The following is a 24,494-nucleotide window of genomic DNA, read 5'->3' as shown; positions in this document are numbered from 1 at the left end:
AAGCAGTTTTGTGCCCTTTTTGCCGTTTGGCGATAATTCAGTAAGGTGTCCCAGATGGGGACTTGGTGATCTTGACTGTCCGAGGAGGACGTGCCACGTGCCGCAGAGCCCGCCACCGGAGTCCTTCGCCGCCCCGGCGGTGCTGGCCGAGGAGCGCAGGCTCCGCAAAGATCTCGGATTCTGGGGCCTGACCGCGATCGGGTTCTCCAACATCCTCGGCTCCGGCTGGCTGTTCGCCGCCATGTACGCCGCCCAGACCGCGGGACCCGCCGCTCTGCTGTCCTGGATTGCGGCGGGTGCGCTGTGTGCCCTGCTGGCCCTGGTCATGGTGGAGCTCGGGGCCACCCGTCCGGAGGGCGGCGGCACCGTACGCTGGCCTCTGTACGCGAGCGGGCGACTGGTCGGCACAGTGATCGGATGGTCCGTGCTGCTTTCGGTCGGCGGTACCGCGGCGGAGATCAGCGCGATCATGCAGTACGCCGCGCACTACCTGCCGGGGCTCCACAGCGGCGGCAGACTGAGCGTCTCCGGCCTCGGCGTGGCGGTCGGGCTCAGCGTTCTGCTGACGGCGCTCAACTGGTTCGCCGTGCGGATGTTCGCGCGGCTGAACAACCTGGTGTCGGTGTTCAAAGTCGTGGTCCCCGTCGTCACGGTCATCGCGCTGTTCCTGTCGGGCACGCACTCCGGTCGCCTCACCGACCACGGCGGCTTCGCACCGTACGGCTACGCGGCATCCCTGACCGCTCTCGCCGGTGGTGGCATCGTCTACTCCGTCAACGGCTTCCAGGCCCCGCTCGACTTCTCGGGTGAGGCCCGCAATCCGCGCCGTAACGTGCCGGCCGCCGTGCTCACCGGGATCGGTCTTGCCGTGCTGGTCTACCTCGCACTCCAACTCGCCTTCCTGTTCACGGTGCCCGAGTCCCTGCTGACCCACGGCTGGCAGGGCGTCAACTTCGAATCACCGTTCGGGCAGCTCGCCCTGGTGCTCAATCTGCACTGGCTGGCCACGCTGCTCTACGCCGACGCGGTGATCTCCCCGGGTGGCTCGGCCTACGTGGGGGTGGCGATCGACGCCCGGCATACGTATGCCCTGGCCAAGAACGGCCTGCTGCCGCGCTTCTTCATGCGGATCGATGCCCGGTCCGGCATGGCGCACCGGGCGCTCGTCCTGAACCTCGCGGTCATCATCGTTTTCCTGCTGCCGTTCGGCGGCTGGCAGGACATCGTGAGCGTGATGGGGGACATGTATCTGCTCATCTACGCGGCCTCGGCGGTCGCCGTCGCGGTGTTCCGGGCACACGACCGGGAGCAGGGGGTGCCACGGACGGAGGGCCAGGCGCCCGGGGTGCGCTGGATCGCACCGGTCAGTTTCGTCGTGGCCGGCGAGTTCATCTTCTGGTCGGGCTGGCACGACCTGCGGCTCGCGCTGCCGCTCGTCCTGGTCGGTGTCCCGCTGTTCCTGGTGCAGCGGCGCGACACCGAGGGACTTCTGCCGCGTCATGAACTGCGGCAGGGTGCCTGGCTGGTCTGCTATCTGGCCGTGCTGACCCTGCTGTCCTGGCTCGGCACCTTCGGCGGCTCCGGGCGCTTGCCGGCACCGTACGACTCCGTCACGGTGGGCGCCGTCGCGCTCATCGTGTTCGTATGGGCGGTGCGTTCGGGCGTCGACCATCTGCGGACCGCTCCGACCGTGGCGCCGCCCGTCTGAGCGGATCACGATGCGCCGTACCGCTCCTCACCAGTGTGCGTAAGTGAGTCTTGTACCCACTGTTGCGTACTGGGCGCATCCCGAACGGTTGTGGATGCACCGGGTTCCCGCTTTCGTTTCCCGCTCAGCCACGGCCCTCCAGGGGGCCGGTCCGTTGTGGGCGGGCGGGTTCCCTCACGCCCCGGGGCGTCCGGTCCGGCCTGGACGGTCCGATGCCCACCCCCGCACCGGCAGCCGTGCTCCCGCTCCCCGTACCGTGGCGCTCACCTCGTCATCTCGCCTACAGGAGTACGCATGAGCTTCGATGCCGACGCCGTCCGCGCCCAGTTCCCCGCCCTGAAGTCGGGCTCCGCCCGCTTCGATGCCCCCGGCGGCACCCAGACACCTCAACCGGTGATCGACGCCATCGCGGACGCACTGGCCAACCCGCTGGCGAACCGGGGCCTCACCACCGAGGGCGAGCGCAACGCGGAGGCTGTCGTGACCGGCGCCCGCCGCGCGCTGGCCGACCTGCTGGGCGCCGATCCGCGGGGCATCGTCTTCGGCCGCAGCTCCACTCAGCTCGCCTACGACCTGTCGCGCACCCTCGCCAAGAACTGGGGCCCCGGCGACGAAGTGGTCGTCAGCCGGCTCGACCACGACTCCAATATCCGCCCTTGGATCCAGGCGGCCGAGACTGTGGGCGCCGCCGTCCGCTGGGCAGACTTCGACCCGGCCACCGGTGAGTTGACGACCGACGACATCGCACAGGTGCTCTCCGCGCGCACCCGCTTGGTCGCCATCACCGCAGCATCCAACCTGATCGGCACCCGCCCCGACATCCCGGCCGTCGCCGACCTCGTACACCAGGCCGGAGCACTGCTGCATGTGGACGCGGTGCACTACGCCTCGCACGCCGCTGTCGACCTGCCCGGCCTCGGCGCGGACTTCCTGGTCTGCTCGCCGTACAAATTCCTCGGCCCGCACCTCGGCGTGCTGGCGAGCCGCCCCGAGCTGCTGGAGACGCTGCACCCGGACAAGCTCCTGCCCTCCACCGACGCGGTTCCCGAGCGCTTCGAACTGGGCACGCTGCCCTACGAATTGCTCGCCGGTGCCCGCGCGGCGGTGGACTTCCTCGCCGGACTGGCCCCCTGCACCGACGGCACCCGCCGGGAACGACTGCGCGCCGCCTTCGAGGCGATCGAGACCCACGAGGACGCCCTGCGGGCCCGTATCGAGCAAGGACTGGCCGCCCTCGGTGGTGTCACCGTGCACTCCCGGGCCGCCCACCGCACGCCGACTCTGCTGCTCACCCTGGCGGACCGAAGCGCCACCGTCGCCTCGCGATATCTGGCGGAGCGAGGTATCGACGCTCCGGCCGGCTCGTTCTACGCGCTGGAGGCATCCCGCAGGCTCGGACTGGGCGACGAGGGCGGACTGCGGATCGGTCTGGCCCCCTACAACAGTGCCGAGGACGTCGACCGGCTGCTGGACGCCCTGTCCGGCTTCCTGGGCACCTCGCCCGCCAGCGGCTGACGCGGGCGGCCCGCCCGCAAGCTGCTCGCGTACCTCGCGCAGCAGCAGGAGTGAGGCCATGGCCTGGTCGGGCTCTGTGCCGCAACCGCGCGGTGCCTCGTCGGCGGTGCGGGCGCCGCGTACGGCTGCGCCGATGGCCTCCAGCGCCGCTGCGCGGCGAGGAAGGAAACCCTGCGTATCCCGATCGCCGAGCGCGCCAGGCCTTGCAAGATCACCATCGGCGGACATGCGGCGCGCGTGGAGATCAACGGCTGAGCGGGGTCCCACCTGTACTCGGCGCCCATGGCCGCCGCCAGTGCCTGCGCGGCCGACATGGGGCGAACCATCACCATGAAGTCGTCGATCTTGCCGTCCTCGTCGGCATGCGGGAAATCGCAGCCGTTGATCTCCCGGTCGCCAACCTTCGCTTTGAAGACGAGGGCGTGGTCGCGGCCGTCGGCTCCCGCTGTCTCCCGTACGTAGTGGAAGTCGGTGAAGACTCGCGAGACGCCGCATACGATCGACGCGGTGATCGTCTTCCCGGGCGCGCCGCACGCCGAGGCCCTGTGCGGCGGCGTCGAGCGGGCGGCCGGGGCGCGCGAGAGTGCCCGGCCGGTGCAACGGCCCGGATCCGTCGTCATCCCCACGCCGCGCCGGTCCGTCGACGGCTGATCGAGGTGGCGCGCTCCCGGTGGGCCTGGGCTGCTACCGTTGGTCGGATCCCATCATCTTCATTCGCCCGTTCTTGCGGTTTGCCGGCTTCTCCGCCTGCCGGGAATTCCTCGATACGTGCCGCACATCGAGGAAGGCTCGTCATGAAGCACCCAGCTCGCACGGACACCACGCAGGACGAGTTCGCCCTGCCGGAGACGATCACCCCGGCGCTGCCGGCGGCCGCGTCGTTCGCCGACCTGGATCTTCCGCCCGCCTTGCTGAAGACGCTCACCGGCCTCGGCGTGAACCATCCGTTCCCGATCCAGGCGGCCACACTGCCCAATTCCCTCGCGGGCCGGGACGTCCTGGGCCGGGGCCGCACCGGGTCGGGCAAGACCCTCGCTTTCGGTCTGGCGCTGCTCACGCGGATCGCAGGCCGGCGCGCGGAGCCGAAACGGCCGCTCGGGCTGATCCTCGTACCGACCCGGGAGCTGGCCCAGCAGGTCGGCGAGGCGCTCACGCCGTACGCCCGGGAGCTGAAGCTGCGGATGGTCACGGTGGTCGGCGGCATTTCGATCGGCAGGCAGGCCGGCGAACTGCGGGCCGGGGCCGAAGTCGTCGTTGCGACGCCCGGACGCCTGCACGACCTCATCGAGCGCAAGGACTGTCGCCTGGACCGGGTGCGCATCACCGTCCTGGACGAGGCCGACCAGATGTGTGACATGGGCTTCCTGCCCCAGGTCACCGAACTGCTCGACCAGGTGCACCCCGACGGCCAGCGGATGCTGTTCTCGGCCACCTTGGACCGGGACGTCGACCTCCTGGTCCGCCGCTACCTCCACGACCCGGTGGTCCACTCGGTCGACCCGTCGGCAGGGGCGGTCACGACGATGGAACACCATGTACTGACCGTCCACGGCGCCGACCGGTACGCCGTCACGACCGAGATCGCGGCCCGGGACGGACGGGTGCTCCTGTTCCTTGACACCAAGCACGCGGTCGACCAGTTGACCAAGCACCTGCGGGCCAGCGGTGTCCGCGCCGCCGCGCTGCACAGCGGCAAGTCCCAGCCCCAGCGCACACGTACCCTCGCACAGTTCAAGAACGGTCAGGTCACCGCACTGGTGGCCACCAATGTCGCGGCCCGGGGCCTGCACGTGGACGACCTCGACCTGGTGGTCAACGTCGATCCGCCCAGCGACCACAAGGATTATCTGCACCGTGCCGGGCGCACCGCCCGTGCCGGTGAATCCGGCAGCGTCGTCACCCTGGTCCTCTCGAACCAGCGCCGCGACATGAGCCGGCTGATGGCCGACGCCGGTATTACGCCGAAGATCACCAAGGTGCGCTCGGGTGAGGCGGAACTGAGCCGGATCACCGGTGCCCGTGTCCCGTCCGGCCTTCCTCTTGACGGCGGTCCGGCCGCGGCGCGCCCCGCCGGCGGCCACGCCCCGTTCCGTGGCATGGGCACGGCCCGGGGTGATTCCGGGCGCGCCGGTGGCGGGTCCCGCCGCGGAGGCGAGGCCCGCAAGATGGCCGAGGCCCGCAAAGCCGCACGGGTGCGCCGCGGCTCGTAGCGGGGCCGGGACCGGGGAGCGGACGGACCGCGGACAACGACCGGCTGCATGCGCGTGCCGGGCCGGGCCGGTCGGACCATCGAGGCGTTCCGGCCGGCCCCGAGCCACGTTCCGTCCCGACGGGCACGGCCACGCCAGGGGTGCTCACGCCGCCAGCGGCCGGTCCCCTGGCGCGATGGGGGCAGGCAGCACGGTGGAGCCACTCAGGAACCGGTCCGTCGCGGCCGCGACGGACCGGCCCTCCGCGATGGCCCACACCACGAGGGACTGGCCACGTCCCGCGTCACCGGCGATGAAGACCCCGTCCGTCCTGGTGCGAACCGTCCGCTCGACCGTCTCGGCAGCGAAAGCGGCATCCCGGGCGAAGTTCCCCCGGTCGTCCAGGGTGAGCCCGAGCTGCTTCATGAGACCGGTGCCCCGTTCGGGACCGTAGAAGCCGAGGGCGAGCAGGACCAGATCCGCTGCCATCAGATGCTCGGTGCCCGGCTGCGGCCTTCTGACCATGGGTTCCACCTTCGCCAGGCGCAGTCCGCGCACGTGGCCGGCCTTGTCCCCTTCGAAACGGAGGGTGGCGGAGGCGAAGACTCTTGGATCCGCGCCCTTCCGCCCCCGGGCCTCCTCATGGGCATGGGAGATCCGATAGACCTTCGGATACGTGGGCCACGGCTCGGTGTCCCGCCGGGTCTCGCCGGGCTCCGGATTGATATCCAGCTGCACCACGGAGCTCGCGCCCTGGCGCAGGGCGGTGCCGAGACAGTCCGAGCCGGTGTCCCCGCCGCCGATGATCACCACGTACTTGCCCTCGGCGGTGACGGGAGGCGAGACGTAGTCGCCCTCCCTGACCCGGTTGGCGAGGGTCAGGTAGTCCATGGCCTGATAAATGCCGTCCAGCTCGCGACCGGGGACGGGCAGCTCACGTTGTCCCCTGGCCCCTACGGCGACGACCACCGCGTCGTGACGTCTTCTGAGTTCGGTGGCGTCGAGATCGCCGCCGACGTCCACACCCGTGCGGAACTTGGTTCCTTCGGCCCGCATCTGCTCGATGCGGCAGTTCAGGTGGTGCTTCTCCATCTTGAATGCGGGGATCCCGTAGCGCAGCAAGCCGCCGATGCGGTCGGCCCGCTCGTAGACGGCGACGGTGTGACCGATGCGGGTGAGCTGCTGCGCTGCCGCCAGTCCGGCGGGTCCGGAGCCGATGACGGCGATGGTCTTCCCGCTGAGCCGCTCGGGCGGTTGCGGTGTCGCGTACCCGCGCGCCCAGATCTGGTCGGCGATCGCCTGTTCGACGTTCTTGATCGTCACTGGATCGGCATTGATGGTGAGCACGCACGCGTCCTCGCACGGCGCCGGGCACAGCCGCCCGGTGAACTCCGGAAAGTTGTTCGTTGCGTGCAGTCGTTCGGCGGCGGCCCGCCAGTCGGCCCGTGCCGCGTAGGCGTTCCACTCGGGGATGAGGTTTCCCAGCGGGCAGCCGTGGTGGCAGAACGGTATGCCGCAGTCCATGCAGCGTCCCGCTTGCTCGGACACGAGCGGAAGGCGTGGCTGGCCCGCGTAGACCTCGTCCCAGTCGCTCAGCCGTTCATCGACGGGGCGTGCCGGGGCGGGCCGGCGGGGAACCTTGAGGAAGCCGAAAGGGTCGGTCATGCGCCGCCTCCGTCGCCCCTTGCGGTGTACAGGCGTTTCGGCCAGCCTACGCCTGCTTTCTGCCGCTTTCATCGGCCTGCGTGCTCCGGGACCCGTCCGGGTGGGTCCTGCGCGGCTCCTGTGATCAGGTCGTGGACCGAGAAACTCTCCGGGCACCTGGTTCCCCTTGAGGCGGTCAGGGGGGTGCTGCCGGGGAATTGCCGCGGGTGGCGCAGGCGCCACCCGGTCTCGTCCGCCACCTCGTACCTTGCGCGCGATGGCCTCCACGAGGGTCTCCTCGGCCTCGACGGTTCAGGTCGAGGTTTTCGCGGGCTCCGGCTCCGTGGTCCCTGTCGTGGTGGGCTTGCCGAGGCGCTTGCCGAGCAGGACGAACAGCAGGACGAGCCCAACCGTGAGGAGGGTGTGGCCCAGGCCGGCGATCCCCGGCACGGCCTCGGGGACATGCTTGCCGAGCACTGTCTCGATGCCGTGGACGCCCATCATGGTGACGGTGATGGCGATGCCCACGTTGTAGAACCAGAAGAACGCGGTGAAGAGTTTCGTCCCGGACAGCTGGAACTGCTTGTCGAGGGCAAGGACGATGAGGAAGACCAGCATGCCCAGGGCGAGCAAGTGGGTGTGCATGACTGCCAGTTGCGTGTCGCCCTCAAAATCGTGGGCCTTGGTGAACTCCCGGTAGAACAGTCCGGAAATCACTCCCAGAATCATGTAGACGTGTGCCGCAATGTACGACTTCCGCATCTCCGCGCCAGCTCCCTGCCGATCAAGTACCGCCCCGACGAGTGTCATTGAAGCATTCCGGGTGGCAGCTGTCTGCCGGGTTCGGGATAACGCACAAAGCCGGGGCGAGCGGCCCTCGCCTGCCCCTGCAGTGTTCCGGGGTGCGCCGGTCTCCCCGCCCCAGGCCGCAGCCCCCTCGGCGCCGGACTGCCGCGGTGGAAGCGCCGGAGAGGTCGCCGACCTGCGTCGCACCTTCCGTAGCCGGCGCTGAAGCGTCTCTCCTGGGCGGGCACCGCGGGACGCCCGGACGATCCGTCCTCGGCCGGGCGCAGCAGGCGGTCTGCCCCATGGATGGGCGCCGATGCGCCACTCTGCCGGTCCTGCGGGCGAAGCAGTCGCCGCACACGACGCACGTCAGCGCAGCACGGAACGCGCGATTCGGAATCCTACGTCGTCGATCTGGAAGGTCGGGTGGCTGCGGCGCCGCACCGAGGCCCGGCAGCTCCAGTGCTCGTCAAACCATCCACCGCCACGCAGTACCCGATAGCTGCCGTAGACCTCGGCATCGTAGATGTCCCAGCACCACTCCCATACGTTGCCCAACATGTCGTACATGCCCCACGCGTTGGGCTGCTTGCCGGCCACGTCGTGAATCCGCTCACCGGAGTTGCCGCGGTGCCAGGCGATCTCGTCGAGCTGCCCGTACCGCGCGTCGGCCGTACCGGCACGACATGCGTGTTCCCACTCGGCCTCGGTCGGCAGCCGGTACCCGTCAGCAGACGCGTCCCACTCGATGCCCTCGGCGTCAGCGCGGAGGCGATAGGCGGCTGCCAACCCCTCGTGCTCGGAGAGGGTGTTGCAGAATCGGACCGCGTCCCACCAGGACACGCCTTCGACGGGCAACCGGTCGCCTCGGGCGCTGCTCGGGCGCTGACCGGTGACCTGCGCATAGTGCGCCTGAGTGATCGGGAACGCCGCCAACCGATAGGGCGCGAGCTCGGTCGACCAGCTCCGCTGCGTTCGTCGGTCCGACAGCGTCACCCGCCCCGGAGGAACGGCGATCAACTCGATTCCTGTGTTCACGTCCATAAGCAGGCGATCATACCGAGACGTGATCGTCGTCGCCTCGGAGCTGCCCGTGGGTTGGGATGCGGAATTTCCGTATCCAGGTGTCGGCCGACACCAGCCCTGCCGGGTAAGGGACTTCAGCTCGCCGATGGACCGGAAATCCGTTCTGCCCGACCGCCGTCGGCGGCGGAGCCGCGTCTGTGGCGTGGGACGGGCTCCGGAGCGGACACGACGCGGCACCACCCCGACAGGCGACGGCGGGGTGGTGCTCCGACCGCCCGAGGGCGGTCAAGGGGATGTCTGACGAGACGATGTTCGTGCTGTTCCTGGTCTGCCCAGAACGTTGCGGATGCGAGTGGCAACGTGCAGGTTGAGCCGGGTCTCGACATCGCTGAGATCGTGGTCGGTGATCTCGCGGATGCGCCGGAGGCGGTAGCGCACGGTGCTTCGGTGGATCTGGAGAACGTCGGCTGTGGTGTCGTAGCTGCCGCCGCTCTCCAGGTAGTGCGAGAGCGTGGTGACCATGTCGGTGTGGTGTCGGGCGTCGTACTCCAGAAGAGCTCCGAGCCATTCCCTGACGAAGCGGTCGGTCTCCCGTTCGCCGTCCCCGGTTCCCATCATGCGGCAGATGCCGATGTCCTCGAAGCTGGTGCTGCCGTGCGGTTCCGGAGATCTGCGCCGTACGGTGAGAGCACGGACGGCCTCGTCGTAGGAGTGCGGCAGTTCGGTGAAGAGGTCGCAGCGGCTGCCGATACCGACGGCCCCGGTCGCCGTGCCGAGGTCCTGCGCGACGGCTCGGTACAAGGCATCCCCGGGATCGGGACCCGCCATCAGGAGGACGGTGGTGGTTTCTCGGGCACCGATGAGCACATCCAGTCCCAGGCGCTCGGCCGCCCGCGCGACGGCGTCGCCCAGCGTCACCTCCTCCGCTGCTCCGTCCCACTGCAGCACGGCGATGCGGTGCGGCCCGTGCAGGTCGTGACCGAGGGCGGCGGCATGGACGAACACGCCGTCGGTCGCCTCACCGGAGATCAGTCTGTCGACCAGGTCGTGGCGCAGCCTCGGCTCGAGTTCGGCGAGAGCGCGTTCGTGGGAGAGCTCGGGGGCGAGGGCCAGGCCCGTCTCCTCCAGAGCCGCGGTGTCCAGCTTCCCCGCACGTCGGTCGGGGTCCACCAGGGCGACCAGTCCGAGCAGGTCGCCCGCCGCCTCGATGGGGACGACCAGGCGGTCCCGGTCGCGGACGGCGCCCTGCCGGCGCCGCACCTGCCGCAGCAGCTCGTCCCGGGGCCGGTTCGCCGATCCGGGGCGCGGTCCGCCGCGGCCGGGGCCTGCCCACGCCCGCAGATTGCCGAAGGGATCCTCGGTCAGTGCAGAGAACCCCGTGTGATCGTGCAGGGCCTGGAGCATCCCCTTCTCACCCTTGCCGGAGGCCCCGACACGGGTGAGGGCTCGGTGGAAGGCGTTCTGGTGCGAAAGGGCGGACACGGTGGCGCTGAGATCGACCCCCGGTCCGGGTTCCTCCGCCGTCGGCCACTGTTCCCTTTCGGCATGGGCGGGCTTCTCCCATGGCCGGCTCAGTCCCGCGAGCGCGGCTGCGGCCTGCCGGGCGAGCAGCCCGGCGTCGGCGGTCTCCTCGGCCGAGGGGGTGTCCAGTATCCGAACGACGAGGTAGCCGAGACATCGCCCGCGGTGGCGCAGCGCCAAGGCCCACAGGCAGTGGCCGTCCTGGTCGTCCCAGCGCCCGCTGCGGCCCTCCAGCGCACCGATCCACCGGTCGACGCCGTCGGTGGCCGTCGGGTCGTCGTCCGCCACGGCGGGCTCGGCCGCCGTGGCGTTCACCGCCACGATGCCCGGCCGGGAATGACCGGAGCCGGCCGCGGAACACCGGCGACACCGCTGGGCGACGCCGTGGTGAGCCGCATAGGCCGCTTCTGCCGCGAACGGCCCGGTGACGGCGACCGCCGCCATGGCCGCCCACACCACCTCACGCTCGTCGGCGGCGTCGAACATCGCCGTGGTGAGACGGAGGAACGTGTGCCGGCCGGCCCAGCGCTGCGGGATCGGGCGCACCGCACACACCGTCGATGATCCGGAGCGGACAGCATCCATCGGAGATCCATTCGTGTCTCGACACAGCAGCTCTCCGCCTTTCACGCTACGCCGTCCGGCGCCGGGCCACCTCAGCTGGCCCTGTCCACGCCCTGACCTCGCGGGACGGGCGGGCCTGCCCGGATTGGTCCTGCCGGGGCAGGGAAACGCGTGCGCCACCGCGCCACCCTTTCCCCATGTGTGGCCGCGAGCGGGGCGGTGATCCCGGCAGCCGCGGCGTTCGGTCAGTGCCGCGACGGAGGAGAATCCCATGGCCAAGGCAGTAGGTATCGACCTCGGCACCACCAACTCGGTCATCGCGGCATGGGAGGGCGGCGAGCCCGTCGTGATCCCGAATGCCGAGGGAGCCAGGACCACCCCCTCGGTGGTCGCCTTCTCCGACACCGGCGAGCGGCTGGTCGGACAGCTGGCACGCCGGCAGTCGATCCTCAATCCCAAGGGCACCATCACCTCTGCGAAGCGGTTCATCGGCCGTCGCTTCGACGAGGTCCCCGAGGAGGCCAAGGCGGTCTCCTTCGACGTGGTCGAGGGACCGGGCGGGGTAGCCCGCTTCGAGGTGAACGGCAAGCAGTACGCGCCGGAGGAGATCAGCGCGCAGGTGCTGCGCAAGCTGGCCGAGGACGCGGGAAAGTCACTCGGAGAGCGGGTGACAGAAGCTGTCATCACCGTACCCGCCTACTTCAACGACGCTCAGCGGCAGGCCACGAAGGACGCGGGAAAGATCGCCGGTCTGGAGGTTCTGCGGATCATCAACGAGCCGACCGCCGCAGCCCTGGCCTACGGTCTGGACAAGAAGGGCCACGAGACGGTCCTGGTCTTCGACCTCGGCGGTGGCACCTTCGATGTCAGCATCCTCGACGTCGGCGACGGCGTGGTGGAGGTACGGTCCACGGCAGGCGACTCCCATCTGGGCGGCGACGACTTCGACCGCCGCCTGGTGGACTATCTGGCGGACGCGTTCCAGAAGACCGAGGGCATCGACCTGCGCAAAGACCCGCAGGCCCTGCAGCGCCTGTTCGAGGCGGCCGAGAAGGCGAAGACCGAACTGAGTTCGGTCACCCAGACCCAGGTGAGTCTGCCGTTCGTCACGGCGGATGCCTCCGGGCCCAAGCACCTCACCGAGACCGTCCGCCGGTCCACCTTCGACCAGATCACCGCGGATCTGGTGGAGCGCTGCCTGGCCCCGGTCAAGCAGGCGATGGGCGACGCGAAGATCAGTGACAACGACATCGACGAGGTCATCCTGGTCGGCGGCTCGACGCGTATCCCGGCCGTACAGACTCTGGTACGGCGCCTGACCGGCGGCAAGGACCCCAACATGAGCGTCAATCCGGACGAGGTGGTGGCGCTGGGCGCCGCCGTTCAGGCCGGGGTGCTCAAGGGCGAGGTCAAGGACGTCCTCCTGCTGGACGTCACTCCGCTCTCGTTGGGCGTGGAGACCGCGGGCGGCGTCATGACGAAGATCATCGAGCGGAACACCACCATCCCCGCCCGACGGTCCGAGGTCTTCTCGACGGCCGAGGACAACCAGCCGGCCGTCGACATCGTGGTGCTCCAGGGTGAACGCGAACTGGCCGCCGACAACAGGGTGCTGGGCCGCTTCAGGCTGGAGAACCTCAGGCCCGCCCCCCGCGGGGAGACCCAGATCGAAGTCACCTTCGACATCGACGCCAACGGCATCCTCAAGGTCGGCGCCAAGGACAATGACACCGGCGCCGAACAATCGATCACGATCAGCGAGGGATCCAACCTCGACCAGGCCGAGGTCGATCGGATGATCGAGGAGGCCGAGCGCAACCGCACCGCCGACCAGGCGCTGCGCCAGGCCGTCGACGCCCGTAACGAACTCGACGCCGCCGCGTACCAGGTGGAGCGCCGGCTGGGAGAACTCGGTGACGCCGCGCCGCAGCACGAGCGGGCCCGCGCCGACATGGTCATCGAGGAGGCGCGTACCGCCGTCAAGGAGGAGGCGCCGGTGGAGCGCGCCCGCGCCCTCAGCTCCGAACTCCAGCAGATCTACGCCGCACTGGCCACCCACTCCGCCGCGGCGGCACAGACCGCGGACCAGGGCGCGACGTCCGCCTCGGGCGGGCCATCCGGTGGCGACGACGATGTCATCGACGCCGAGTTCGACCGGGGCTGAGGTGGCGTGATGTCGGAACATGACCAGGCACCTCCCGCCGATGACGCGGCCCGGACGGAGCGTCCGCAGGAAGAGGCACCCGCACCGCAGGATCCGTCGGCCCTCGACGCCGAGGAGCTGGAGGACCGGTGGCGGCGAGCTCTCGCCGATCTGGACAACCTCCGCAAGCGGTATGCCCGCGACCGCCCCCGGGAGCTGGAGGCGGAACGAGCCAGGGTCACGGCCGCCTGGCTCCCGGTCGTCGACAACCTCGAACTGGCCCTCGCCCACGCCGACGCGGACCCCGAAACGATCGTCCGCGGTGTTCAGGCGGTACGCGATCAGGCTCTGGACGTGCTGAGGGGACTCGGCTATCCGCGCCACGACGAGACCGGTGTCCCCTTCGATCCCGTGCTGCACGAGGTGGTCTCCGTGGTCGAGGACCCGGACACCGCCCCGGGAACCGTCGTCCAGGTGCTGCGCCCCGGCTACGGCGACCCCGACCGCCAACTGCGACCGGCGGCGGTAGCGGTCAGCCGAAAGCAGGAGTAACCCGCCATGGCACGCGACTACTACGAGGTGCTGGGCGTCCCCCGGACCGCCGACGCGGCCGAGATCCAGCAGGCATTCCGCACCCTGGCCCGACGCCACCACCCGGATGTCAACAAGGATCCGGCCGCCGAGGAGCGCTTCAAGGAGATCAACGAGGCGTACGGAGTCCTCTCCGACCCCGATACCCGGGCCAGGTACGACCGGTTCGGCGCCGACTTCCGGCAGATCCCGGCGGACTACGACGAGCGGGTCGCGGCAGCACAGGGCTTCCGCGGGGCCGGAGCCGGAGCGTACCGCGGCGGACCCTTCCAGGGGGGCCGGGGTGCGGGCCGCGGAGGCGCCCGGGTCTGGACGGAAGGGGACTTCGACACCGCCGGCTTCGACTTCGAGGACCTCTTCGGGGGGGTGTTCGGCGGCCGGGCGGGCCGCGGGCCAGGGCCGGTGCCCGGCGCCGACCAGGAGGCCGAGCTCACCCTCACCGTGGAAGAGGCCTACCGCGGCGGCCGGCGGAAGATCACCCTGGGTGGCCCGGGCGGGGAGCGCAGCTATGACGTGAACATTCCCGCGGGTGTCGTCGACGGGCAGCGCATCCGCCTCGCGGGGGAGGGAGGCCGGGGCCGTGGTCAAGGCGCCGCGGGGGACCTCTACCTCGTGGTCCGTATCGCCCCCCACCCCCGGTACCGGCTCACCGGTCGCGACATCCACGTCGATCTGCCGGTCACCCCCTGGGAGGCCGTCCTGGGGGCGACCGTGCCGGTCACCGGCCCCGGCGGCACCGCGAAGGTCCACGTCCCCCCGGGTACCTCCACCGGCCGGCGGCTGCGGCTGCGCGGGGAGGGGATGCCCCACCCCAAGGGCTCCGCCGGTGACCTCTACGCCGAGATCCAGGTGATCGTGCCCTCGTCGCCGAGCCCGCGCGAACGCGAGTTGTTCGAGGAGCTGGCCGGGGTCTCGACCTTCGACCCGAGGAAGCAGGCATGAGTGACGATCAGCGTTCTCCCGCCGAAGACGCCGCGCACGGCCGTGCCGTCGCCCAGTATCCCCTGGTCCGGATCTGCCGGATCACTCCCTATGAGCTGTCCCTGGCCGGAGTCGCCCGACGCAGCGGCCTCTCGCCCGACCTGGTCCGCCGCTTCGTAGCCCTCGGGCTGCTGGACGCCGAGCGGGACGCCCACGGGCGACTGTGGTTCCGTACCACCGCTCCCTCGGCCATCGCCCGCGTGCAGCGACTGCGGACCGGCCTGTCGCTCAACTACGCGGCCGTCGGGGTCGTGCTGGACCTGCTCGACCGTATCGATCATCTGGAGAGGGCGCTGCGGCGCAGCCGACGAGCCGCCGAGGAGCGAACGTCATGGACATGAACCGCCTCACGCAGAAGTCCCAGGAAGCGCTGCAGGAAGCGCAGAGCGTGGCAGTGCGGCTCGGCCAGAACGAGGTCGACGGGGAGCATCTGCTGCTGGCGTTGCTCGACCAGCGGGACGGCCTGACGACCCGGCTGCTCGCCGGCGCCGGCGCCGACCCGGCCGCGCTGCGGGGCGCCGTCGAAGGCGATCTCGCCAAGCGCCCGCGCACCACCGGACCGGGCGCCGCCCCCGGCCAGGTGATGGTCACCCAGCGCCTCGCCCGATTGCTCGACACGGCGGAGCAGGAGGCCAAACGCCTCAAGGACGAATACGTCTCGACCGAGCACCTGGTCATGGCTCTGGTGGACGAGGGCTCGGCCACTGCCGCCGGCCGACGACTCACCGAACAGGGCATCACCAAGGACACCTTTCTCGCCGCCCTCACCCTGGTGCGTGGCAATCAGAGGGTCACCTCCGCCAACCCGGAAGCCGCCTACGAGGCTCTGGAGAAGTACGGCCGGGACCTGGTGGTGGAGGCCCGCACCGGTCGGCTCGACCCGGTGATCGGCCGGGACGCAGAGATCCGGCGGGTGATCCAGATCCTCAGCCGCAAGACCAAGAACAACCCGGTCCTGATCGGTGAACCCGGCGTCGGCAAGACCGCCATCGTCGAGGGTCTGGCCCAGCGGATCGTGCGCGGTGACGTACCGGAGGGGTTGCGGGACAAGACGGTGTTCTCGCTCGACATGGGCTCGCTGGTGGCCGGAGCCAAGTACCGCGGCGAGTTCGAGGAACGCCTCAAGGCCGTCCTGGCGGAGGTCAAGGGCGCTGAGGGCTCGATCCTGCTCTTCGTCGATGAGCTGCACACCGTCGTCGGTGCCGGCGCCGCCGAGGGTGCCATGGACGCGGGCAACATGCTCAAGCCGATGCTGGCCCGCGGCGAACTGCACATGATCGGCGCCACCACACTGGAGGAGTACCGCAAGCGCATCGAGTCCGATGCCGCCCTGGAACGCCGTTTCCAGACCGTCCTCGTGGACGAGCCGACCGTCGAGGACGCGATCTCCATCCTGCGGGGTATCCGCGAGCGCCTGGAGATCTTCCACGGCGTCAAGATCCAGGACGGCGCGCTGGTCGCCGCCGCCACCCTCAGCCACCGCTACATCAGCGACCGCTTCCTCCCCGACAAGGCCATCGACCTGGTCGACGAGGCGTGCGCGCGGCTGCGCACCGAGATCGACTCCATGCCGGCCGAACTGGACGAACTCACCCGTCGGGTGACCCGGCTGGAGATCGAGGAGGCGGCCCTGGCCGAGGAGACCGACCCGGCAAGCCGTGCCCGCCTGGACGACCTGCGCCGTGAACTGGCCGACCTGCGGGGCGAGGCGGACGCCAAGCATGCCCAGTGGGAGGCCGAACGCCAGGCCATCCGCCGCGTCCAGGAACTGCGTCAGGAACTGGAACGCGCCCGGCAGGAGGCCGAGGAGGCCGAACGCGCCTACGACCTCAACCGCGCCGCCCAGCTGCGCTACGGCACCATCAGCGAGCTCGAACGCCGCCTTGCCGCCGAAGAGGAGCGGCTCGCCGTCAAGCAGGGCGAGACACGGCTGCTGCGTGAGGTGGTCACCGCCGAGGAGATCGCCGAGATCGTCTCCGCGTGGACCGGTATCCCCGTCACTCGGCTCCAGGAAGGCGAACGGCAGAAACTGCTGCGCCTGGACGAGATCCTGCGCGAGCGGGTCATCGGCCAGGACGAGGCCGTACAGCTGGTCGCCGACGCGGTGATCCGGGCCCGCTCCGGAGTGCGCGACCCACGCCGGCCGATCGGCTCGTTCATCTTCCTGGGCCCCACGGGTGTCGGAAAGACCGAGCTGGCCAAGACTCTCGCCGCCGCACTCTTCGACAGCGAGAGCAACATGATCCGCCTCGACATGAGCGAGTACCAGGAGAGGCACACCGTGAGCCGCCTCGTCGGCGCACCGCCCGGATATGTCGGCTACGAGGAGGGCGGCCAGCTCACCGAGGCGGTGCGCCGCAAGCCGTACTCCGTCGTCCTCTTCGACGAGATCGAGAAGGCCCACGCCGACGTGTTCAACACGCTGCTCCAGGTCCTGGACGACGGCAGGATCACCGATGCCCAGGGTCGAACCGTCGACTTCCGCAACACAGTCGTCATCATGACCTCGAACCTCGGCTCCCCGTACCTGCTCGAGGACGCCACCGACGCCGGCGAGATCAAGCCCGAGGTACGGGAACTCGTGATGGGCGAACTCAACAGCCACTTCCGCCCCGAATTCCTCAACCGTGTCGACGACATCGTCCTCTTCCACCCGCTCGGCCTGGCGCAGATCGAACGCATCGTCGACCTGCTCCTCGACGAGCTGCGCCGTCGCCTCGCCGACCAGCGCATCTCCCTCGTCCTCACCGAACAGGCCCGCCGTCTCATCGCCGCCGAAGGCTACGACCCGGTCTACGGCGCCCGTCCGCTGCGCCGCTTCATCTCCCACGAGGTCGAGACCAGGATCGGCCGCGCGCTGCTCAGCGGCGAGGCGACCGAGGGCGTGACGATCCTGGTCGACGCCCAGGACGACGAACTGACCTTCACGCTCCAGGACGAGCCGAAGGAGTCGTCATGAGCGCCTCCCCGGTCAGTCACACCGCCCGCTGCGGCACCTGCGGCAAGACCAACCGTGTCCCCGCCGCCGCACAGGGCCGCCCCCAGTGCGGCAACTGCCGAGCTCCGCTGCCCTGGATCGCCGAAGCGGGGGATTCCGACTTCGCAACCGTCGCCGAGCAGGCCGGTCTGCCGGTCCTCGTCGATCTCTGGGCCACCTGGTGCAGCCCCTGCCGGATGGTCAGCCCCGCTCTGGAGAAGGTCGCCGACGACCTGGCCGGCCGGATCAAACTTGTGAAGGTCGACATCGACAAGTCACCGGCGCTCGCCCGGCGCTTCGAGGTCCAGGCCGTCCCCACTCTGCTGATCCTCGACCGGGGCCGGACCATCGCCCGCCAGGCCGGCGCCGCGTCGGCCCCGGTGCTGCGCCAGTGGGTGGAGCGGGCACTGACGGACAGTGCCCGGCCCGCCTGACCGAACCTGGAGGCCGCGATGACCGTCCCGCCCGACCCAGAAGCCATGGTCTGAGCTTTCCCACCCTCATTTCCGCCCCAAGGGAAGTGCACTGTGACCGCTGAAACGCCCACTCCGTACGACGCGTACCCACAATTGACGGATGACCAGATCGAAGTGCTGAGCGCCTGTGGACAGCGGTGGCCGACCGTCGAAGGCGAACTGCTCTATCAGGCGGGCAGGCCCAGTCAGGAGTTCTTCGTCGTTCTCAGCGGCACGGTGGCCGTGGTAAAAGGCCATGGCGGTCGGGAGAGGACCTACCAGCTCCATGGCCCCGGGAGCTTCCTCGGGGAGCTCGGCCTGCTGGAGGGTCAGGCCGCCTTCCTCACCGCAGTGGTCCGTGCCCCAGGTGAGGTCCTGGCGGTCGGTTCGGCAGAACTGCGCGACCTGCTCATCCGCGAACCCGCGCTCGGCGACCTCATCCTGCGCGCCGGCCTTCTGCGCCGGACACTGCCGGCCGGGATGGCCACCGGTTTCAGGATCATCGGCTCCGCGTTCTCCCCGGACACCCGGAGGCTGCTCGAGTTCACCGCCCGTAACCGGCTTCCGCATCGCTGGATCGATCTGGAGAAGGACACCGAGGCCGAGGTGCTGCTGCGCCGTGTGGGAGTGACACCCGAAGAGACCCCTGTGGTGGTCTGGCATGACGACCGGGTGCTGCGCAACCCCACCGACGCCGAGCTGGTAAGGGTGATAGGCCTGCGCTCCGACACCCCCACAGAAGCCGTCTGCGATCTGCTGGTGGTCGGCGCGGGACCCGCGGGTCTGGCCGCGGCCGTGTACGGGGCCTCCGAAGGACTGGCCACGGTCGTCCTGGAAGCCGTGGCCACCGGCGGTCAGGCCGGAACCTCCTCCCGGATCGAGAACTACCTGGGATTCCCCGGCGGGATCTCCGGCACCGAACTCGCCGAACGCGCCGCCGTCCAGGCCGACCGGTTCGGCGCCCGGATCACCGTCCCCGCCGAAGCCGCAGTCCTGGAACAGCGGGAGGGGTCCCACGTCGTGACGCTCACCGACGGTGCCACGATCTCCGCCCACACCGTCGTGGTGGCCACCGGCGCCCGGTACCGGCGCCTGCCCGCGGCCGGCGTCGAACGGCTCGAAGGAGCCGGGGTCCACTACGCCGCCACCCTCTGGGAGGCGAGAAACTGCCGTATGGACCCCGTGGCCGTCGTAGGCGGCGGCAACCCCGCCGGCCAGGCCGCGCTGTTCCTGGCACGTCATTCGCCCGCGGTGCATCTGCTCGTACGGGGCGGCGACCTCACCCACAGCATGTCCCGCTACCTGATCGACCGGATAGAGCGGCACCCCCGGATCGATGTGCTGATGCACACCGAGGTCCGGGAAGTCACCGGCAGCGACCGGGTCGAGTCCGTTCTCGTCCAGGACAACAGAACTGGCGAACGGCAGGTGCTGGCAGCGCGCGCCCTGTTCGTCTTCATCGGCGCGCGCCCCGCCAGTTCCTGGCTCGACGCGGCCGTCGACCTGGACCCGCACGGCTTCATCCGCACGGGACCGGACGTGGTCGACGTCCCCGCGGACCTCTGGCGCCACCTCGCCCGTGCCCCACTCGCCCTGGAGACCGGTCTCCCGGGACTCTTCGCTGTCGGCGACGTCCGTAGCGGCTCGGTCAAGCGGGTGGCCTCCGCGGTGGGCGAGGGCGCGATGGCGGTTCGCATGGTGCACGAGCACCTTCGGGGGGTGGGCTCTCCGGGCATACGTCGACACGCGACGAAGGCCACGACGACCCGAGCGTGAACAACGTGGTGACGTTCTGCCGATATGCCCTCCGGCAGGTGGTCGTCAGCCGGGAGAGTCCGCGGCCACGGCGTCCAGGAGGCCCTGGGGTCACTCTCCGCCCGGCTTCACCGGGCCGGAGGCCGCACGGATGCTGCTGAGGGCTGCGGCAACCACAGCCTGCGGCGTGATGTCGAATTCCCGGTAGAGGCGCTGATAGTCGGCGGAGGCGCCGAAGTGCTCCAGACTGACGATGTGGCCCGCGTCGCCCACGATGTCGCGCCAGCCCTGACCGACGGCCGCCTCGACGCTCACGCGGGCGCGCACAGCGGGCGGCAGTACCGCGTTCTGATAGGCAGAGGGCTGAGCGTGGAACCACTCCCGGCACGGCATGGACACCACGCGTGCCTCGTACCCTTCGGCAGCCAGCAGGTCACGCGCCCGCAGGGCGATATGCACTTCCGAGCCGGTCGCGACAAGGACGACGTCGGGCTGCCCGTCGGAGCAGTCCACGAGGACGTACGCGCCGCGGGCCGCTTCCTCGGCCGGGGCATGGGTGCCGGTGCCCCGTTCCAGGACGGGCAGCGGCTGCCGGGTGAGCACGAGACCGGCGGGTCTGTCCTGATGCTCGATGATGGTGCGCCAGCAGATGGTGGTCTCGTTCGCATCGGCCGGCCGTACGACGTCGAGGCCAGGAATCGCCCGTAGCGCGGCCAGGTGCTCGACGGGCTGATGGGTGGGCCCGTCCTCGCCCAACCCGATGGAGTCATGTGTCCAGACGTAGGTGGCCGGGAGCCGCATGAGCGCTGCCAGCCGGACAGCCGGACGCATGTAGTCGCTGAAGACGAGGAATGTGCCGCCGTAGGGACGTGTCAGACCCTGCAACGCGATGCCGTTGAGGATTGCGGCCATGGCGTGCTCACGGATGCCGAAGTGCAACGTCCGCCCATAGGGGTTGCCCTTCCACTCGGCCGTCTGCTTGGCGACCGGGATGAAGGAGGGTTCCCCCTTCATCGTGGTGTTATTGCTCCCCGCAAGATCGGCGGACCCACCCCACAGTTCGGGCAGGACGGGCGCCAGCGCCGTCAGTACCTCGCCGGATGCCTTGCGGGTGGCCATTCCGGCAGGGTCGGCGGGGAAAATCGGCAGCTTGTCGGCCCAGCCGTCGGGCAGACGCCGGTCGCGCAACCGGTCAAGCAGCGCGGCCCGGTCAGGATGGGCAGCGCGCCACCTCTCATACACGCTCACCCACTGGCGACGGGCAGCAGCGCCCCGCTCCCGCACCTTCCTGACGTGGGCCAGGACTTCATCCTCCACGACGAAGCTCCGACCCGGGTCGAAGCCCAGCAAGGTCTTGGTGGCGGCGACTTCTTCGTCACCGAGTGCTGCGCCATGGGCCTTTCCGGTGTTCTGCTTCGTGGGGGCGGGCCAGCCGATGACCGTACGCAGCACGATCATGGACGGCCGCGAAGCGTCCTGCTTGGCTGCGGTGATCGCCGCCGAGAGGGCGTCGACGTCCTCGACGTAGGAGCCCGTGAGCGTGAAGTCGACTGTCTGCACCTGCCATCCGTACGCGGAGTAGCGCGCGGCGACATCCTCGCTGAACGAGATCTCGGTGTCGTCCTCGATCGAGATGTGGTTGGAGTCGTAGAAGACAACCAGATTGCCCAGTTCCTGGTGCCCGGCGAGCGAACTCGCCTCCGACGTGACTCCTTCCATGAGGTCGCCGTCCGAGGCGACGACGTACACGTGATGGTCGAACGGGCTCTCACCCGGCGGGGCGTCGGGATCCAGCAGCCCGCGCTCGCGCCGTGCCGCCAGCGCCATCCCCACCGCGGCGGCCAGCCCCTGGCCCAGCGGGCCCGTGGTGACCTCCACACCCCGGGTGTGGCGGTATTCCGGATGCCCCGGTGTTGCGGAGCCCCAGGTACGGAGCTGCTCTAGATCCTGCAGCTCCAGTCCGTACCCGCTGAGGTACAGCTGGATGTACAGAGTGAGACTCGAGTGCCCGCACGAGAGCACGAATCGATCGCGTCCCAGCCATTGGTCATCGGCAGGGTCGTGGCGCATGACCTGCTGGAACAGCAGATAGGCCAGCGGGGCCAGGCTCATCGCGGTTCCCGGATGACCGTTTCCCACCCTCTGGACCGCGTCAGCGGCCAGAACGCGTACGGTGTCCACCGCTCGCACATCCAGCGGACCCCAGCCCACCGTGTCCGCGACCGGAAGTGCGAGCTTCGCATCGCGACCCGCAATCATTCCGGTGGCTGCCTGCCGCTCATCCATGGCACTGCCTTTCTGGTTGCTTCGACGACCTTTTGGGCGCCTCGGTCTGCCCAGCGCCACGCCGCTGGCCTGCGTATCCGCGCCTACGGGGAGGGAACGGCCCCGCTCCGGCTGCTTTCACCGGAGATCGACGTCGTGCCGCGGGATTCCTGATGGTCCCGGCTGAGAGGGAGAGGCAGTCGGTCCTCGAGGCCGGTCGACCGATGCGCGGCGCCCGCAGGCTTGGATTCCGCTGAGCCGTGCCGACGCAAAGGCCGTGCGCCCGCCCGCGGCCGCCAGGAACCGCCCGAACCCCTGGCACGGGCTGAAGCGTCCTCGCTGTGCTCGCCCGTACCGCCGCATGCGCTCACTGCTCCGAGCAGGGGCACCAGCAGTCCGACGCGCAGTTGTCGGCCCCGCATCGGGCTCCCATCGCCGCTCTGCCGTGACGCGTCATTATCAACAGGCGTCGCCCTGGCTGAATGCCGCGACATGCCGTTGACGGACGTCTCCCGGCGGAAGGCCGGCGCACCGATGGGCTGGGCCGATGACTCCCTCGGACACCGGAGCGCCGGCCTGACGGGCGGTGTGCGGGCCGACAGAGTCATCGTGCGCCGTTGGCGCATCGCACCGGTGCGTTCCTGGCGCACGGTCCGCCGCGGCCACTGCCTTTCCTGATCGGTCGGCCGGCGCGAACCCGCACGGCCCAGCACCGTTGGCGTCGCACTCCGGCAGGTAATAGGACAGGGATAACGGTGGCACGGAGGAGTGGGCCGGAATGCAGATCGTTGTCGACCTCAATCGGTGCCAGGGTTACGCGCAGTGCGTGTTTCTCGCTCCCCAGGTGTTCGAACTGCATGGCGAGGAGGCCCTGATGTTCAGGCCGAGCGTGCCCGACCATCAGCATGAGCGTGTCCGACGCGCGGCGGCGGCCTGTCCGGTGCAGGCCATCCTGGTCGGCGAGCCGGCAGGCCTCGGCGCCTCGTGATCGGCGAGGGCCGGATCGTCGTCGTCGGCGCGTCGCTGGCCGGCCTGCGCGCCGCCGAGACGCTGCGCGAGGAAGGCTTCGCCGGATCGCTGACCCTGGTCGGGGAGGAGCCGCACCCCCCGTACGACAGACCACCGCTGTCCAAGCAGGTGCTGCTCGGGCGGGCGCGCGCGCAGGACGTCGCGCTGCCGAGCCGTCGTGCGCTGGACGCCCGGTGGAAGCTCGGTGTACGTGCCGTCGGGGTCGACCCGATCGAGAAGCGGGTGATCCTCGCCGACGGTGAACAACTCGCCTACGACAGGCTGCTGATCGCCACCGGAACCCGGGCCCGACCCTGGCCGAACGCCGACGAGGCCCGCCTGGACGGCGTACTCACCCTGCGTACGAACGACGATGCGGCCCGCCTCGCCGAACGCCTCGACGCCGGACCGCGCCGGGTGCTGGTGATCGGCGCCGGATTCATCGGCTCGGAGATCGCCTCCGCCTGCCGGGAGCGCGGTCTCGACGTAACGGTCGCCGAACGCGGACCCTCGCCCCTCGTCGGCGCGCTCGGCGGGGCACTCGGAACCTATGCCGGGAAGCTGCAACGCGCGCACGGAGTCGACCTCCGCTGCGGCGTGACCGTCACCGCGCTGAAGGGCCGAAACGGCCGGCTCACCGGCGCCGAATTCTCCGACGGCGGCCGGATCGACGCCGATGTCGCCGTGGTCGCCCTGGGCGCCCTCCGCAACACCGAATGGCTTGACGGATCAGGCCTGGCCGCGGGCCCCCGGGGCGTCGCGTGCGACGCGGGGTGCCGAGCCTTCGACATGTACGGGATCGTCACCGACGACGTCTTCGTCGCCGGAGACGTGGCACGCTTCCCGCACCCGCTCTTCGAGTACCAGATGCTGTCCCTCGAACACTGGGGCAATGCGGTTGCGCAGGCCGAGGTGGCGGCCCACAACATGATCAGTCCGGGGCCGCGCAGGCGCCCGCACCTGACCGTGCCCGCCTTCTGGTCCAGCCAGTTCGGCCTGAACATCAAGTCCGTGGGTGTACCGACCTTCTCCGACCACGTGGTCATTGCCCAGGGCTCGTTGCGCGAGGGCCGCTTCGTCGCCGTCTACGGATACCGGGGGCGCATCACCGCGGCGGTCAGTGTGAACCGCGCCAAGTGGCTGGAGTACTACCAGTACCTCATCGAGACGGCGGCACCGTTTCCCCCCGCGCCCGGTGCCGCCGACCGGCCCGGTTCGTCCGATCCCGTCCCCTCCGACGTGCCGTCCCCGCAACTGCTCTCGCACGGCCCGACCGTGGCTCTCACGGGTCATCTGCCGAACAGGCACCTGACTCTGGTGCGCAACGAACCGTCCCCGATCGCCACCCACCGTCGATGAGGAGCCC

The 24,494-nt window shown here is 70.0% G+C and carries 18 protein-coding genes and 1 pseudogene; 13 read left to right on the top strand and 6 right to left on the bottom strand.

The features are described 5' to 3' along the window. Positions 1–97 precede the first annotated feature (97 nt). Together ACGFSA_RS20040 and ACGFSA_RS20035 are read left to right on the top strand one after the other, a co-directional pair. Positions 98–1,708: an APC family permease gene (locus ACGFSA_RS20040; protein ID WP_393305932.1), complete on the top strand. Its 1,611-nt coding sequence runs from the start codon at positions 98–100 to the stop codon at positions 1,706–1,708. Positions 1,709–2,002: 294 nt separating this feature from the next. Further along, a complete protein-coding gene (locus ACGFSA_RS20035; RefSeq protein WP_393305930.1) occupies positions 2,003–3,223 on the top strand; it encodes a cysteine desulfurase-like protein in 1,221 nt (406 codons plus the stop codon). Positions 3,224–3,492: 269 nt separating this feature from the next. Here the strand turns inward: ACGFSA_RS20035 and ACGFSA_RS20030 are convergent. After that, positions 3,493–3,744, bottom strand: a pseudogene (locus tag ACGFSA_RS20030) (nuclear transport factor 2 family protein); the annotation flags it as partial. Between ACGFSA_RS20030 and ACGFSA_RS20025 the strand changes: the two are divergent. Both ACGFSA_RS20025 and ACGFSA_RS20020 read left to right on the top strand, forming a co-directional pair. Then, a complete protein-coding gene (locus tag ACGFSA_RS20025; protein WP_393306007.1) occupies positions 3,695–3,874 on the top strand; it encodes a hypothetical protein in 180 nt (59 codons plus the stop codon). The pseudogene ACGFSA_RS20030 and the gene ACGFSA_RS20025 sit on opposite strands and share 50 nt — an antisense overlap. 143 nt (positions 3,875–4,017) lie before the next feature. Next, the gene (locus ACGFSA_RS20020; RefSeq protein WP_393305928.1) at positions 4,018–5,433 is read left to right on the top strand and encodes a DEAD/DEAH box helicase; all 1,416 of its coding nucleotides are present in this window, start codon (positions 4,018–4,020) and stop codon (positions 5,431–5,433) included. A 144-nt stretch (positions 5,434–5,577) separates the two neighbouring features. On the opposite strand, the gene ACGFSA_RS20015 is transcribed toward ACGFSA_RS20020, so the two are convergent. The 4 genes from ACGFSA_RS20015 to ACGFSA_RS20000 all read right to left on the bottom strand — a co-directional run bounded on the left by ACGFSA_RS20015 (position 5,578) and on the right by ACGFSA_RS20000 (position 10,974). Continuing rightward, the gene (locus tag ACGFSA_RS20015; RefSeq protein WP_393305926.1) at positions 5,578–7,077 is read right to left on the bottom strand and encodes a glutamate synthase subunit beta; all 1,500 of its coding nucleotides are present in this window, start codon (positions 7,075–7,077) and stop codon (positions 5,578–5,580) included. A gap of 291 nt (positions 7,078–7,368) precedes the next feature. Beyond that, positions 7,369–7,818 carry a DUF2871 domain-containing protein gene (locus ACGFSA_RS20010; protein ID WP_393305924.1) on the bottom strand — a complete coding sequence of 150 codons (450 nt, stop codon included), beginning with the start codon at positions 7,816–7,818 and terminating at the stop codon, positions 7,369–7,371. A gap of 393 nt (positions 7,819–8,211) precedes the next feature. Then, entirely contained in the window at positions 8,212–8,886 is a 675-nt protein-coding gene (locus ACGFSA_RS20005) for a formylglycine-generating enzyme family protein (RefSeq protein WP_393305922.1), read from the bottom strand. Positions 8,887–9,153: 267 nt separating this feature from the next. Then, complete coding sequence (locus tag ACGFSA_RS20000; protein WP_393305920.1) at positions 9,154–10,974, bottom strand: PucR family transcriptional regulator; 1,821 nt, start codon at positions 10,972–10,974, stop codon at positions 9,154–9,156. Positions 10,975–11,224: 250 nt separating this feature from the next. On the opposite strand from ACGFSA_RS20000, the gene dnaK reads away from it, so the two are divergent. The 7 genes from dnaK to ACGFSA_RS19965 all read left to right on the top strand — a co-directional run bounded on the left by dnaK (position 11,225) and on the right by ACGFSA_RS19965 (position 19,876). Further along, on the top strand, positions 11,225–13,117 hold the full coding sequence (gene dnaK, locus ACGFSA_RS19995; RefSeq protein ID WP_393305918.1) for a molecular chaperone DnaK: 1,893 nt from the start codon (positions 11,225–11,227) through the stop codon (positions 13,115–13,117). 9 nt (positions 13,118–13,126) lie between these two features. Then, entirely contained in the window at positions 13,127–13,648 is a 522-nt protein-coding gene (locus ACGFSA_RS19990) for a nucleotide exchange factor GrpE (RefSeq protein ID WP_393305915.1), read from the top strand. A gap of 6 nt (positions 13,649–13,654) precedes the next feature. After that, positions 13,655–14,629, top strand: a complete 975-nt coding sequence (locus ACGFSA_RS19985; protein ID WP_393305913.1) for a DnaJ C-terminal domain-containing protein — start codon at positions 13,655–13,657, stop codon at positions 14,627–14,629. Further along, positions 14,626–15,009 (top strand): chaperone modulator CbpM, encoded by a 384-nt coding sequence (locus ACGFSA_RS19980; RefSeq protein WP_393305911.1) that lies wholly within the window; start codon positions 14,626–14,628, stop codon positions 15,007–15,009. The genes ACGFSA_RS19985 and ACGFSA_RS19980 overlap by 4 nt, the downstream gene beginning before the upstream one ends. Continuing rightward, on the top strand, positions 15,000–17,627 hold the full coding sequence (clpB, locus tag ACGFSA_RS19975; RefSeq protein ID WP_393305909.1) for an ATP-dependent chaperone ClpB: 2,628 nt from the start codon (positions 15,000–15,002) through the stop codon (positions 17,625–17,627). Before ACGFSA_RS19980 ends, clpB begins: the two co-directional genes overlap by 10 nt. Next, positions 17,624–18,079, top strand: a complete 456-nt coding sequence (trxA, locus tag ACGFSA_RS19970) for a thioredoxin (RefSeq protein WP_393305907.1) — start codon at positions 17,624–17,626, stop codon at positions 18,077–18,079. The genes clpB and trxA overlap by 4 nt, the downstream gene beginning before the upstream one ends. Before the next feature lie 93 nt (positions 18,080–18,172). Next, positions 18,173–19,876: an FAD-dependent oxidoreductase gene (locus ACGFSA_RS19965; protein ID WP_393305905.1), complete on the top strand. Its 1,704-nt coding sequence runs from the start codon at positions 18,173–18,175 to the stop codon at positions 19,874–19,876. A gap of 90 nt (positions 19,877–19,966) precedes the next feature. Here the strand turns inward: ACGFSA_RS19965 and tkt are convergent, their stop codons facing one another. After that, a complete protein-coding gene (tkt, locus tag ACGFSA_RS19960; protein ID WP_393305903.1) occupies positions 19,967–22,141 on the bottom strand; it encodes a transketolase in 2,175 nt (724 codons plus the stop codon). A gap of 757 nt (positions 22,142–22,898) precedes the next feature. Here tkt and ACGFSA_RS19955 point away from each other — a divergent pair. Together ACGFSA_RS19955 and ACGFSA_RS19950 are read left to right on the top strand one after the other, a co-directional pair. Further along, on the top strand, positions 22,899–23,108 hold the full coding sequence (locus tag ACGFSA_RS19955; RefSeq protein ID WP_393305901.1) for a ferredoxin: 210 nt from the start codon (positions 22,899–22,901) through the stop codon (positions 23,106–23,108). Next, a complete protein-coding gene (locus tag ACGFSA_RS19950) occupies positions 23,105–24,487 on the top strand; it encodes an NAD(P)/FAD-dependent oxidoreductase (protein WP_393305899.1) in 1,383 nt (460 codons plus the stop codon). Before ACGFSA_RS19955 ends, ACGFSA_RS19950 begins: the two co-directional genes overlap by 4 nt. Positions 24,488–24,494: the final 7 nt, after the last annotated feature.

The organism is Streptomyces sp. NPDC048496, assembly GCF_043200055.1.
Taxonomy (GTDB): domain Bacteria; phylum Actinomycetota; class Actinomycetes; order Streptomycetales; family Streptomycetaceae; genus Streptomyces.
The sequence above is the reverse complement of the archived record's forward strand: the minus strand, read 5'-3'. Positions and strand labels throughout refer to the sequence as shown.